Below are 13515 nucleotides of genomic sequence, written 5' to 3' on the forward strand. Positions count from 1 at the left end.
GAGATAATTATGAAGCAACCTGTTCGCGCATTTTCAATCGGCCTGTTTGCAGCTGGTATCATTTTATTAGGTATAGTTCTTTTTTTTGATAAGCCACAAGATAAAACAATGGATTCTTCCCAGCAGGAGATGATCGCATCCCTAGAAGAGGATGGACTACACGTATTAAATGAAGAAGAATACATTTCTCTTTCTGTAAAAGATGAACCTGAAAGCAAAAAAGAAGAAAAAACGAAAACTGATACAAAAGATGAAGCACAACCAGATGAAGCAGAAGAAAAGAAAGAAAAGCAAGAAAATGAGGTAAAAACATTCACATTAAAAATTGAGCCCGGATTGGCATCTTCTTCCATAAGTACTATTTTGGAGGAAAATGGTATTATCGATAGTGCAAGTGAGTTTAATCAGTATTTAGAAGAAAATGATTATAGTCAATACGTTCAAATTGGAACATTTAAACTAACAACAGATATGACGGTTAACGAAGTGGCCGAAACAATTACAAATTAATGGAACTTTAAACAAGGTAAAAACAGTAGTGCAGGACATGTCCTGCACTACTGTTTTTTTAACTGTTTAAATCATACCTTTTACCCTTCACCAAATAAATAATCGCCTCTGAGATATTAGTTGTATGATCTGCTACACGTTCCAGGTAACGACAGACAAAGGATAATTGTATGATTTGAGCTATATATTCTGGATTCTTTGTCATCAGCCCCATTAACTCTTCAACGAGTCGACCATACATTTTATCAACTTCATCATCCATATTCGCAACATCTCTTGCTTTATAGATATCCTCTTCATTAAATGCAAAAAGGATATTATCAATCATTTTTTGTGTAATAGATGCCATATGAGGAATTTTATTGAGTGGTTCCACAAATTCCCGTTCCCCAATTCGAATAACAGACTTGGCAATGTTTACTGCAAGGTCACCAATTCGTTCAATGTCTGTTGTCACTTTCATAATCGCTATGATTTTCCTTAAATCTGAAGCTAACGGCTGCTCTTTTGCAATTAGCCATGTTGCATTTTCATTAATTTCTTCCTCTAGTGCGTTGATTTTAGCATCTTCATCAATAACCTGTAATGCCAAGTCAACATTCTGATTTTCAAGAGCGTTTATTGATCGGTCCAATGCCAGTTTAGCAAGATTTCCAAGTTCCATTAGTTCAGATTTTAATACAGCTAATTGTTCTTCAAAATTTTCTCTTGTCAATACTCACACCTCCATATACTATCCAAATCGGCCTGTAATATAGTCTTCTGTTCGTTTATCAGTAGGATTAGAAAATAGTCTATCTGTATCACTATATTCGACCACTTCACCATTCAGAAAGAAAGCCGTTCTATCAGAAATACGTGCAGCCTGTTGCATATTATGCGTTACAATAACAATGCTGTATTCCTTTTTCAGCTCTTGAACTAATTCCTCCACCTTTAAAGTGGAAATCGGATCTAACGCTGATGTTGGTTCATCCATTAAAATAACTTCTGGTTCAATTGCTAAACATCTTGCTATGCATAAGCGTTGTTGTTGTCCACCAGATAACCCAAACGCATTTTCACCTAATCGGTCTTTTACTTCATCCCAAAGAGCTGCGCCTTTTAAACTTTTTTCTACAATTTCATCTAGAACTTTTTTCTTTTTAACGCCATGAATTTTTGGACCGTAAGCAACGTTTTCATAAATTGATTTTGGAAAGGGATTAGGTTTTTGAAATACCATCCCAACATTCGTCCTAAGTTCCTCCACCTTATACCTAGGGTCAAAGATATTCTGATCTTTATAGATAATACTTCCAGCCATATTTACAGATGGAACCAATTCCACCATCCGGTTTAGCGCCTTAATAAATGTTGACTTACCACAACCTGATGGGCCTATTATAGCTGTTACCTGATTAGCTGGAATGTCAAATTGGAGCTCCTGTAGTGCTTGTTTTTCACCATACCAAAGATTGAAGTTTTGTACGGAATAAATAATTTTACTTTCTGAATCTACATCTGAATCCATCATTCCTATAATAGGAACCCGTCTCTCATCTTTTACCTTACTCATCATGCAGGCCTCCTTGTTTAGTACCTTTTAGAAAACTTATTTCTGATAAATACTGCTATCGAATTCATAATGATTAACATAATCAGCAGCACAATTATCCCTGCTGCTGCTGCATATTGAAACTCTTCTTGTGGTCTGCTAGTCCAATTAAAGATTTGAATAGGCATTACAGTGAACCCGGACCATACGTTCTCTGGTAAATATGCTATAAAAGTCAATGCACCAATCATCAACAATGGGGCCGTTTCACCTATTGCCCGGGATAATGCTAGAATACCTCCCGTTAAAATACCTGGAATCGCTGCGGGAAGCACAATTCTTCGTATGGTTTGCCATTTTGTAGCCCCCATTGCATATGATGCTTCGTATTGCTCATTCGGAATCGAACGTATGGCTTCTTGAGCTGCTACCACGATGATAGGTAGGATTAACAAACTCATTGTCAAACCACCTGCCATAATACTTCGCCCCATTTCAAGTAGTCTTACAAAAATGGTTAATCCCAGCAAACCAAAGACTATTGAAGGCACACCTGCAAGATTAGAAATATTTATTTGAATAAAGCGAGTCCACCTGTTTTTTTTAGCGTATTCCTCTAGATAAATTGCTGTACCAACACCCAAAATAAGTGAAACTGGGGCTGTTACTGCCATTAACCAAAGTGACCCAACTATAGCAGCCTTAATTCCAGCTTCCTCAGGAAATCTTGACGCAAAACTGGTAAGGAATCCCCAGTCTAAATAGCCAACTCCTTGTGTGAAAACGCGATATAAAAGAGTTGCTAAGACTACAATCCCAAATAGAGTAGCAAGAAAGAACAACCATTTAATAATATGATTTTTTGCTAATCGTTTTCCTGTTGTATTTCTAACAGCCTCTTTATTAATTAAACTCATTTTAATATTCCTCCCTAAAACGACGAGAAATGTATTGTGCTAATAAATTCATTAATAGTGTGAAAACAAATAGGGTCATACCAACTGCATAAATACTATAGTAAATGGTTGATCCATAGCCCGCATCGCCAAGACTAATCTGTACAATATATGCTGTCATCGTTTGAATGGATTCCGTTACATCTAATGTAAGCTTTGGTGTAGAACCAGCTGCAACGGCAACAATCATTGTTTCTCCAATCGCACGAGAAATTCCTAAAACAAATGAAGCGATTATACCTGAAAGTGCCGCTGGCAGTACTACTTTTAATGCTACTTCAAACCTTGTCGATCCCATAGCATATGCACCTTCACGCATTGAATTTGGAACTGAACTCATTGCATCCTCTGATAATGAAGCAATCATTGGAATAATCATAATCCCAACAACAATACCTGGACTTAGTGCGTTGAAAATAGGTAATTCCGGTATAAAGTTCTTCAATAAAGGTGTAACAAATGTTAATGCGAAGAAACCATAAACAATCGTAGGCACACCTGCCAAAACTTCTAATATTGGTTTAATTATTTTTCTGGTTTTTGCCGAAGCATACTCACTTAAATAAATAGCTGATGCTAAACCAATTGGAATGGAGACCGCCATTGCTATTACTGTAATTAGTAACGTACCTGATACTAATGACATAATGCCATAGGATGAATCCTCATCAGAAAATGGATACCACTCTGTACTAGTAATAAATTCCATAAACGGTACTCTATTAAAGAAGGTAATTGTTTCTACCAGTAATGTAAAAACTATGCCCACAGTTGTTAAAACAGAAATAATAGCACATAACAAAAAGATTAATGGTGCTACCTTCTCAGAAAATTGTAGTAGAGAACGATTAGATTTGTTTTCTTTAATCATATCTCGAACAGACTTTGACATAAATACGATCCTCCTTGAAAAAAACACAGGAATGTGAGGAAATGTTCTGTACGGAACCTTCCTCACACTCAAATCTAGCTATTCATTTTGTTACTTCCATCTATTTACCTGCTATTTCATCTAACTTTTTAAGTTGCTCTTTATAAACACTATCTGGTAGAGCCACATAACCAACAGCTTCTGCCATTTCCCCAGCGTTTTTAAGTGTATATTTTGCAAAATCATATACAGTTTCATCTTTTAACGCTTCATGTTTCACATAAATATACAACGGTCTTGATAATGGTTCATATTCACCAGATTGTATTGTTTCTTGACTTGGTGTTACTGCCTTACCATCTTGATTAACAATTGGAACAATTTTTAATTCATCCTTATTTTCTAGATAATAGGCGAATCCAAAGTATCCTATACCGTGCTTCGTTCCGGTTACCCCTTGAACTAGTACGTTATCATCCTCAGATAGAGCAGCATCTTTACGGATTTGTTCGCCTTCTAATACTACTTCATCAAAATAATCAAATGTACCAGAGTCAGCACCTGGACTAAAGAACTTGATTTCTTCTTCAGGCCATCCTTCTCGAACGTCGGCCCATGTTTTAACATCACTGCTTTCAGACCACATCTTATTTAATTCTTCAATTGTTAATTGATCTACCCAATCATTTTCTTTATTCACAACTACTGACAAACCGTCAAGAGCCACTTTAAATTCTGTAAATTCAATTCCCGCTTCTTCAAGTGCCTGTTTCTCTTCTTCTTTAATTGGTCTAGATGCATTTGAAATGTGTGTTTCTCCGGCAATAAACTTTTCAAATCCGCCTCCAGTTCCAGAAACACCGATTGTTGCCTTTACTTCTGGATTAGCAGCAGAATATTCTTCAGCAACTGCTTCCATTATTGGGAATACTGTAGATGACCCGTCTACCATTACTTTTTTGGAGCTTTCTCCAGCTGCACTACTACCGTCACCATTTCCGCATGCAGCAGTAAAAATAACTAGTAATGACATAAGCACTGCAATTACTATTTTCCTAGATTTCATCTTAATGCCCCCCAAATGATTGTTATTACCTTACAATTCATATTGTACAAGGGCATTGTTAAGCTAGTATTAATTCAAAGTAAAGGTTATGTAAATTTGATTTCAGTTCAACAAAAAAATCCTAAACTGCTGGATTAGCAATTTAGGATTTTTTTCTATTATTCTGTTTCGGTTCCTTCATTTTGTTCTTCATTACGTTTTTCTTTTAGATTGAAGTACGTATCTAATATCTTTTCACCGATAACATCATTTAAATGATAAGAATTATTTATACCAGTATTCGGTACAATAATCGCAAATGCTACCTCTGGATTATCATAAGGAGCGTAGCCAATTAAGTTTAAATTCAACGTATCAGCGGAGTCTACAATAACTCCATTTTCTCTTTTATAGTATTTATTTTGGGCAGTACCAGTTTTACCAGCTGAAGTATATTCTTTATCAGCAAAGTAACTATACGCTGTCCCGCCTGGTACTTGAAATGCTCTTCTGAAACCTTCTTGAACACGTTCGATTAAATTTTGGTCCATAGTTACTCGATTTAATACCTCGGTGTTCAAACTCTTATATACAGGTCCAAGCTTATCTTCGTACGGTGTTGGTTTACGAATCGTCTTCGCAAAGCTAGGCTGAACACGGTATCCATCATTGGCAATCGTTGATACGTATTGCGCTAACTGCATTGTGGTATACGTATCATACTGACCAATAGCAAAGTCTAATATTAGACCACCTATCTTACTGGATCCTTCATATCCGGAAGATTCGTACGGATAATCAACTCCTGTTGGAACACCTAAACCGAACTGGCTATAGTAGTTTCTCAAATTCGTAAATGAGGATGGATCATATTGAAGCTTTTGACCATGTTCATAGTTGAAATCACCAGCCATCCGCATCGCAATGTAAAACATGTATACGTTTGATGATTCTTGTAATGCAGAAAGATCATCCATCCAACCTAGTGCACCACCTGTGTACGAGCTTTTTTCAGGCGTTCCAGCAATTTTAATTGGAGCATCATAGAAGCTTTGACCAGGTTCTATGACCCCTGATTCATAACCAGCCAAAACAGTCGCGCCTTTAACGGTAGATCCGGCTCTATGTGCTGCATACATCGTGTTATATGCAACATTTGAAAAATCATTAGTATCACGATTGTACTTTTGTCCAGAAACGGCTAACAACTCGCCCGTTTGTGGGTCCATTACGACTGCGTATGCTTCACTTAAATAAGGATTTGGATGTTGATATATTGTTTTTTTTAATTCCTCACGCAGAATTTGATCAACCTTTTTTTGAAACTCCATATCAATGGATAAAATAAGGTCCTTACCTCGTTCACCTTCGACCACAACTTCTGAGTCAACTACTAATCCATCTTTATTCGTTGTATATTGAATCTGTTCTTTTCTACCTCTAAGAATGCTTTCATATTCTGCTTCCAACCCACTTGTACCTACTCGGTCATTACGACTATAGCCTCGTGTAATGTAGAAATCTTCTTTTTCCTTAGGAATCCCTTGTTCTCTTGATGTTATGGAACCGAAGATGCTCCTTAAAGTTTCATCATATGGATGTGTTCTCTTCCAGTCAGTTGTTGCATTTATCCCTGGAAGTTCGTCTAAATGTTCTGCAACTCTTGCATATTCCTTAGGTGTCACATCCTCATTTTTAACAATATGAGGAGTAAGCGAATAAGCCTTATCTAGTTCCTTTTTAATATTTATAACTTCTTTTTGTTCCTTGGTAAATCCACTTGCTTCCTTTTCAGTTATTCGATCGAGAATCGTTTGGTACTCTTCTCCAGTATCCAGCTTTTCAATTTCTTTTTTGGTAATACGACTTTTAGCTTCATCTTCATGTATTAAATACCAAAACTCTTTTTTATTTCGTAATGACAGTTCGTCTTTCTCTGGGACCATATTTATATAAGGTGCCAGTTTTTTGGCGACTTTCAAACGATCTTCTGCAGTTGTTCCTTTTGCAGGTGTATATGTAATCGCATATAATGGTTTATTACCTACAACTACATTATGATTACGATCTAAAACTCTTCCCCTTGGTACCGGAATCTTTGTTTTATCTTTTATTGTTCGGTTAACTTCTTCCTGATAATCTTCTCCATTTAAAATTTGAACTACCCCTAGTTGCAAAATTAATGTAGAAAACAATAAAAACACTACAAAGAATAATATATTTAAACGAAAGGGAAGTTGTGCTTTCTTCTTTTTCTTTTTAACCATACGTCTCTCCCTTTTTTACAAAAGCATGTTAAATTAATTACATTTTATTATAACATTTAACAAGCAACTTTCTAACCAATATCATCGATTTTTTTCATCAGGGAGCTCTTCTTTTTTCATAACTTCATCATTATCATTCGTAACTAAGTAGATATCTTTTATAAAAAAGTAAATAAATATGTGCCCCGCACCAAATGTAACTAATAAAATTGGAATAACTATTTCAGGTGCGAAAAATGTTACAGCCAGTAAAAAGATGGTAATGGATGCTACTCTACCTGCATTGACATATAATTCACGTACAACGATATATTCTATACGTAAATCCCTTGCTCTCCATGCCTTTCCAATTACATCATAAGTTAATGATGCGTAAGGAACGTTAATGATTGGGTACGCAATTCCAATCACTACTGCATAAACGATTAAAATTGTATAACTTACATTAAAGATAATAATATACACAGATAGATAAAGAATCAGCGCCCCAACTAAAATTGCCTTCTTTCGTAAATTGGGTTTGATGAACTTTGTTGCCAGAAAATAAAATATAAAGGAAAGGCCTGACAAAAATAAATTAAACATCCCTAGGGCAAGTTCGCTACCAGTAGCGATAAATACCCAAATCGCAATTACGAATAAAAATATTCCTTCTCTAAATCCTTGAAAAACATGTGCATATAATATCTTCTTCCAATTCTTATTGTGTTTTCTTTCATGTAAAATACGTCTGAAATGATAGGCTCCTTCTGCCTTTCTTTTACTAAGAAAAAAACTACAAATCACAGCTCCAATAAACATTAAAAAGGAAACTGTAAATATAGTTTTGTAACCAAAATTCTGATCCATATTTGCAATAATAATACCTGCAATTAATGGACCAATCATTCCACCGAATGATTGTAAAACGCCTAAGAATCCGTTAAATACATCACGTGTATCGGGTTCCGTGATCTCAAATGTCAACAAATTGAACGCTAGCCAGTAAAAGCCAAAACCAATACCTAATAGACCTCCTAGAAAAATATGAAAGGAAGCAGCTGAATCTCCTATAAATAAAACGCTCAAAAAAAATAGAGATAAGAAAGTTACCCCTAGTCGCAATACAATAATTCGATCAACTTTTTTTGCCATTTTTCCAGCAATCACAAATGTAATAGGCTGAAAAATATATATTCCTAAGTTATATAGGGCAATTGTTTCATAATCCCCAGATTGTTTCCATAAGTATATGTTTACAAAGGTGTTAGATAAAAATAATCCTAAGGAGTATAGACCACCTATTACTAACAAAAATGTTAAGTCTTTATTTTCTTTTATTTTATAAATTATATGTTCTTTATATGTTTGCATAGTCAATTGCTCCTCCTGCGTTCAACTATTAGTTTGAACAATTCATGCTTAGATATGCAAACAGTTTTAGTTATAGAGCATGAAAAAGCGCAGGGAAATCACCCTGCGCCTCACCAGTAAAGCATTTATTATTTAGCTTCGTTATAGTTTTTTGTAACTTCATCCCAGTTCACTACATTCCAGAATGCTGAAACATAATCAGGACGTTTGTTTTGATATTTAAGGTAATAAGCATGCTCCCAAACATCTAGCCCTAGGACTGGAGTTTTCCCATCCATTAATGGACTGTCTTGATTTGGCGTGCTTGTTACTTCAAGTTCACCTTTATTTACTACTAGCCAAGCCCAACCTGATCCGAAACGAGTCTTAGCCGCATTTTCAAATTCTCCCTTAAACTTCTCAAGGCTTCCGAATTTACTATTAATTTTATCCGCTAATTCACCAGAAGGTTCACCGCCGCCATTTGGTGAAAGAACTTTCCAGAACAAGCTGTGATTTACATGACCGCCACCATTGTTGCGGACAGCAGTACGAACATTTTCTGGTACAGCATCTAGATTTGATACTAAGTCATCCAAAGACTTGCTCTGTAGATCAGCATGTCCTTCTAAAGCACCATTTAATTTTGTTACATAAGTATTGTGATGCTTAGTATGATGAATATTCATCGTTTCTTTATCAATTGTTGGTTCTAAAGCATCGTACGCATAAGGTAATTCTGGTAATTCAAATTTAGCCATTACTAAATTCCTCCTTCAATAAGTATGTTAATAAAAAGGATTGAAAATTCAACCTTTTAAAGCAAGATTATCAGAGCTTTGTACGACATGCAAATTATATGCATATATTTACAATTATAAGTTCAAAGCACCTTAATTACTATTTCACAAAAATAAAATTTAAAACATCTTATTACTTTGGTGAGAAATAAAAAATCAGATTGCCGAGATAATCTCAACAACCTGATCTACAAAAGATGGCTCAGGACGGAATCGAACCGCCGACACAAGGATTTTCAGTCCTTTGCTCTACCGACTGAGCTACTGAGCCTTTTAAAATATGTATGGAGGAGGAAGAGGGATTCGAACCCCCGCGGGCTTTGACACCCCTGTCGGTTTTCAAGACCGATCCCTTCAGCCAGACTTGGGTATTCCTCCGTACTATATAAATGGTGGACCCTGCAGGACTCGAACCTGCGACCGATCGGTTATGAGCCGATAGCTCTAACCAGCTGAGCTAAGGGTCCTTTTATGGGGCGACCGGTGGGGATCGAACCCACGCGTGCCGGAACCACAATCCGGTGCGTTAACCACTTCGCCACGATCGCCATAAAGGAAAATTTCTTACAATATAAAATTGGTAGCGGCGGAGGGGATCGAACCCCCGACCTCACGGGTATGAACCGTACGCTCTCGCCAGCTGAGCTACACCGCCATATGGCTCCACAGGTAGGATTCGAACCTACGACCGATCGGTTAACAGCCGATAGCTCTACCACTGAGCTACTGTGGAATAATCTAAAATAGTGAATCATAATTGTACAATCTAACTTGTCCCGTTCACATTAATTTATTGCTCTGCGAATATGTAAAGAATTAACAAGCGACGAAATATAATTTATCATGTACAAGATAATCTGTCAATATATTTTGCAAAAAAATTTAAAAAAGCTTTATTACTGCCCTTTCGAACGACATTATTAACTATAGCACTTTTACTAATATATTTCAATTAAAATTCCTATTTTTTGTATAAAAAAGAGATTAACGGGTTCCGTTCCTACCACAAACATTAAAAATGTAATGAAAACGACCATAAAATTGCATGCTAATATGACACTTATTATTTTCGCGGACATCAGATACTTTATTTATAGAAAACAAACAATATTAAGGTGTTATACGGACACCAGGTTCCCTATTTGAAGGAATACCCCTATTCTACTTTGATATATGTTAAATAGGGGATTGTATGTCCGCATACTACTCAAAATCACTGTTTTAATTGAAATAGCGAATCCTATGTCCGCCAGTTCCAGATAATATGTAGCTAGCTATATCAGCAAATAAAATAATATGGAAACAGCCTAGTTCATAGTAAATTTTCGCTGCAATTAGATATACATTTCCACTATCATTTTTAGGTGGAACCCGTTGAGAAAAGCGCAAGCGCCTTGGTCAGCCCCGACAAGTTTAAGACGAATCTCTTAGTGATGATTTTTATCACAAAGAGATTTGACTTAAAACCTCGAGGGGCTAGGCGCTGGAGCTAGACAGATAAACGCTAAAGTTTTATACTTTCTTTCCTTGTAAAAAAGAGATTAGCTCCTCTATTAGAAACTAATCTCCTTATAATTTATTTCCCTAAAACTTCTTCTGCAATATTAACGGAATGGTCTCCGATACGCTCTAAATTACTAATCATGTCCACAAATACTATACCTGAGGACCCACTGCATAAGCCTTCATTCATACGGATAATATGCTTTTTACGGTAAGTTCGCTCCATCTTATCAATTTCGTCCTCTTTTTGGACTACTGCAAGAGCTTCTTCCCGATCTATATTATCCAACGCATTGATAGCCTGTTTAACTGTCAGAATTGTCAAATCAAACATATTGTTTAAGTCTTCTTGCGCCTGATCAGTTAAATTTACCTTATTGGAGATTTTATAATCAATCAATTCGATTATATTTTCGAAATGATCACCAATACGTTCAATATCCCGTACAGTATCTAATAATGCGCTGTGCCTATTACTATCTGCTTCAGATAAAGATCCTGCTGAAATCTCAACCAAATAATCCGTTATCTTACGGTCCAAGTTATTCAAGGCACCCTCAACCTGCATAGCTGTTTCTGAATGCTTCTGCTGGTGGGTAATGAGATATTGATTCGTCTCCTCAAGTCCTCGAGACGCATATTCACCCATCCGAATTATCTCTGCTTTTGCTTGGTCTAAAGCTAAACTTGGTGACTGCTGAAGAATATTTGGATCTAAATGTTTGGGTTTATATTCGATTGTTGTATCTTCACCAGGAATGATTTTTGTAACAAGCCATGCTAAAGCCCCAATAAACGGAAATTGTATTAGCGTATTGGCTATATTGAAGCTACCATGAGCAAATGCTATTGTCATTTTAGCGTCCAAATTGAATTGATCTTGTAAAAACATAACGTACTGTGTAAAAAAGCCTAATAATACCAGAAATATAGTTGTACCAATTAAGTTAAATATTACATGTGTATAAGCAGCTCTTTTTGCGGCAACGCTAGCCCCAATAGATGCTAAGACAGCAGTAATAGTGGTTCCAATATTATCACCAAATAAAACAGGTACTGCTGCTTTCAAATCGATAGCACCTTGAGAAAACAACCCTTGCAAAATACCTATTGTTGCACTGGAGCTTTGTACGATAACAGTAAATAATGTACCTATTACTACACCAAGTATTGGATTCGTACTCATGTTCATTGTTAACTCTTGAAACGCCTCTAAGGAACGAAGTGGTTCCATTCCGCTACTCATTAGATCAAGTCCAAAGAACAGTGCGCCAAAACCGAAAATAGTTTGTCCGATATTTGTTACTTTTTGATTTTTAAAGAAGAATATCAAGAAGCAACCAACTGCTATAATCGGAAGTGCATATTCACCTAAATCAACTCCGATAATAAACGCTGTAACGGTTGTACCAATGTTCGCACCCATAATGACCCCAATAGCTTGTCTTAATGTCATAAATCCTGCATTTACAAGTCCCACTGTTAATACGGTAGTACCTGAACTACTTTGGATCAGAATCGTTACAATAATACCAGCTAATACACCTAAGAATGGATTGCTCGTAAATTTATCTAATATATCTCTTAATCGATCACCCGCGGTTTTTTGTAATCCATCTCCCATATACTTAATACCTAGAAGAAATATACCCAATCCACCAACAAACTCAAAAATCAGCTCCTGAATATCAATATCCAATTACGTTACATCCCTTCACTTGTGTAGAATTTTGTCGCATGCTTCTACATTATTAAATAAAAGTAAGGACTTTGTAAAGTTTCTCACTTAAAACTTTACATTAAATTTACAAACTTTATATAGTAGTTATTTTTCCTTAGGTAAGACTTTCTACTCTTACTATTAGAAACAATTTTTATCCAGAACTAAAAGCATAAGCAATGTCGAACTGTTATCGCAAGGATGTTCCGGAAGAGGAACTAAGTAATGGGAGCTGGACAAGGCCGTTTATGTATATCAGTTACCCATAGTTCTCAAAGCTAAACACATAAACAATAAAAAAACCCATGTGCATCCACATGAGTTTTACTCGGATAAAATCTTTTCAACAAGTACCTTTGTCCCATCGACCTTTACAACTTCAATAGGAGTATCCTTAACAATCCATTGCCCGTTTGAAACAGCACTATAGTCTTTATTATTTATACGGATAGTCCCGACTGGGCGCAGATTATTTAAAGCTATTCCTTTTTCATGTAACAATTCCCCGTATTCCGTATTCAGGGTATTATACCCTGCTTCATTTGTTAATCGGTCTTTTAATGTAATTTTGGTCCATAAATCTCGATGCTTAAATACTTTTAGAAACAGTAGTGACGCGAATCCCCCAACCAATACTCCGATAACCGCATAGAGACCAGCTACAAGTGATGGAGCGCTTATTGCCACAGATGTAAGCATACAACCTAGCCCAAGTGTCGCTAGTGTACCGTCATTTATCAGTTTTCCATCAAGAATAATGAGTAATAATCCGACAAAATAAATAATAAGCATAATAATAAACGAGCCTGTTTCTAAATATACCGAGAAATATACGGTTATAAATCCTATACCCAATAATCCAAAAATGCCTTTCATATTAACCCAAACTTCACCGAGTATAAACATGGTCCCTAGAAATGTAATAACCAAACCTATCCACTCTAAAGAAAAGATATCCATATACACCCCTCCTA

The 13515-nt window shown here is 36.1% G+C and carries 11 protein-coding genes and 6 tRNA genes; 1 reads left to right on the forward strand and 16 read right to left on the reverse strand.

Translation table 11 applies throughout. The annotated features are described in order from the left end of the window. Window positions 1–9: 9 nt before the first annotated feature. Complete coding sequence (locus tag LG329_RS02545; protein ID WP_404453020.1) at window positions 10–510, forward strand: hypothetical protein; 501 nt, start codon at window positions 10–12, stop codon at window positions 508–510. A 58-nt stretch (window positions 511–568) separates the two neighbouring features. Here LG329_RS02545 and phoU read toward each other — a convergent pair whose 3' ends face one another. From phoU to LG329_RS02625, 16 genes are all read right to left on the reverse strand, one after another. Continuing rightward, window positions 569–1174, reverse strand: coding sequence for a phosphate signaling complex protein PhoU (phoU, locus tag LG329_RS02550; RefSeq protein ID WP_404456383.1), 606 nt, complete (start codon window positions 1172–1174; stop codon window positions 569–571). Window positions 1175–1243: 69 nt separating this feature from the next. Next, complete coding sequence (gene pstB / locus LG329_RS02555) at window positions 1244–2068, reverse strand: phosphate ABC transporter ATP-binding protein PstB (RefSeq protein ID WP_404453021.1); 825 nt, start codon at window positions 2066–2068, stop codon at window positions 1244–1246. 17 nt (window positions 2069–2085) lie between these two features. Next, on the reverse strand, window positions 2086–2964 hold the full coding sequence (pstA, locus tag LG329_RS02560) for a phosphate ABC transporter permease PstA (RefSeq protein ID WP_404453022.1): 879 nt from the start codon (window positions 2962–2964) through the stop codon (window positions 2086–2088). Between the two features lies 1 nt (window position 2965). Continuing rightward, on the reverse strand, window positions 2966–3895 hold the full coding sequence (gene pstC / locus LG329_RS02565) for a phosphate ABC transporter permease subunit PstC (protein ID WP_404453023.1): 930 nt from the start codon (window positions 3893–3895) through the stop codon (window positions 2966–2968). A gap of 100 nt (window positions 3896–3995) precedes the next feature. Continuing rightward, a complete protein-coding gene (locus LG329_RS02570; RefSeq protein WP_404453024.1) occupies window positions 3996–4940 on the reverse strand; it encodes a PstS family phosphate ABC transporter substrate-binding protein in 945 nt (314 codons plus the stop codon). A gap of 158 nt (window positions 4941–5098) precedes the next feature. Beyond that, entirely contained in the window at window positions 5099–7186 is a 2088-nt protein-coding gene (locus LG329_RS02575; RefSeq protein WP_404453025.1) for a peptidoglycan D,D-transpeptidase FtsI family protein, read from the reverse strand. Window positions 7187–7267: 81 nt separating this feature from the next. Beyond that, complete coding sequence (locus tag LG329_RS02580) at window positions 7268–8539, reverse strand: MFS transporter (RefSeq protein ID WP_404453026.1); 1272 nt, start codon at window positions 8537–8539, stop codon at window positions 7268–7270. Window positions 8540–8667: 128 nt separating this feature from the next. Further along, entirely contained in the window at window positions 8668–9279 is a 612-nt protein-coding gene (locus tag LG329_RS02585) for a superoxide dismutase (protein ID WP_404453027.1), read from the reverse strand. Between the two features lie 237 nt (window positions 9280–9516). After that, window positions 9517–9589 (reverse strand) — tRNA-Phe (locus LG329_RS02590). Window positions 9590–9603: 14 nt separating this feature from the next. Then, window positions 9604–9696 (reverse strand) — tRNA-Ser (locus LG329_RS02595). A 12-nt stretch (window positions 9697–9708) separates the two neighbouring features. Next, window positions 9709–9785: transfer RNA gene (locus LG329_RS02600), tRNA-Ile, on the reverse strand. A gap of 5 nt (window positions 9786–9790) precedes the next feature. Further along, window positions 9791–9866 (reverse strand) — tRNA-His (locus LG329_RS02605). A gap of 30 nt (window positions 9867–9896) precedes the next feature. Then, window positions 9897–9973, reverse strand: a tRNA-Met gene (locus tag LG329_RS02610). A gap of 3 nt (window positions 9974–9976) precedes the next feature. Then, window positions 9977–10051: transfer RNA gene (locus LG329_RS02615), tRNA-Asn, on the reverse strand. An 843-nt stretch (window positions 10052–10894) separates the two neighbouring features. Continuing rightward, entirely contained in the window at window positions 10895–12520 is a 1626-nt protein-coding gene (locus tag LG329_RS02620; protein ID WP_404453028.1) for a Na/Pi cotransporter family protein, read from the reverse strand. A 345-nt stretch (window positions 12521–12865) separates the two neighbouring features. After that, complete coding sequence (locus LG329_RS02625; RefSeq protein ID WP_404453029.1) at window positions 12866–13501, reverse strand: NfeD family protein; 636 nt, start codon at window positions 13499–13501, stop codon at window positions 12866–12868. Window positions 13502–13515: the final 14 nt, after the last annotated feature.

Origin of the sequence: Virgibacillus necropolis, from assembly GCF_044793635.1 — a bacterium.
In the GTDB taxonomy this organism is placed as follows: Bacteria; Bacillota; Bacilli; order Bacillales; family Amphibacillaceae; genus Virgibacillus_F; species Virgibacillus_F necropolis_A.

What these genes read in the sequence shown, in the direction of transcription:
- LG329_RS02585 (WP_404453027.1), bottom strand. Translation starts at nt 9,279, where the DNA reads ATGGCTAAATTTGAATTACCAGAATTACCTTATGCGTACGATGCTTTA.
- LG329_RS02570 (WP_404453024.1), bottom strand. Translation starts at nt 4,940, where the DNA reads ATGAAATCTAGGAAAATAGTAATTGCAGTGCTTATGTCATTACTAGTT.
- LG329_RS02545 (WP_404453020.1), top strand. Translation starts at nt 10, where the DNA reads ATGAAGCAACCTGTTCGCGCATTTTCAATCGGCCTGTTTGCAGCTGGT.
- LG329_RS02580 (WP_404453026.1), bottom strand. Translation starts at nt 8,539, where the DNA reads ATGCAAACATATAAAGAACATATAATTTATAAAATAAAAGAAAATAAA.
- LG329_RS02625 (WP_404453029.1), bottom strand. Translation starts at nt 13,501, where the DNA reads ATGGATATCTTTTCTTTAGAGTGGATAGGTTTGGTTATTACATTTCTA.
- pstC (WP_404453023.1), bottom strand. Translation starts at nt 3,895, where the DNA reads ATGTCAAAGTCTGTTCGAGATATGATTAAAGAAAACAAATCTAATCGT.
- pstB (WP_404453021.1), bottom strand. Translation starts at nt 2,068, where the DNA reads ATGAGTAAGGTAAAAGATGAGAGACGGGTTCCTATTATAGGAATGATG.
- pstA (WP_404453022.1), bottom strand. Translation starts at nt 2,964, where the DNA reads ATGAGTTTAATTAATAAAGAGGCTGTTAGAAATACAACAGGAAAACGA.
- LG329_RS02575 (WP_404453025.1), bottom strand. Translation starts at nt 7,186, where the DNA reads ATGGTTAAAAAGAAAAAGAAGAAAGCACAACTTCCCTTTCGTTTAAAT.
- phoU (WP_404456383.1), bottom strand. Translation starts at nt 1,174, where the DNA reads ATGGAACTTGGAAATCTTGCTAAACTGGCATTGGACCGATCAATAAAC.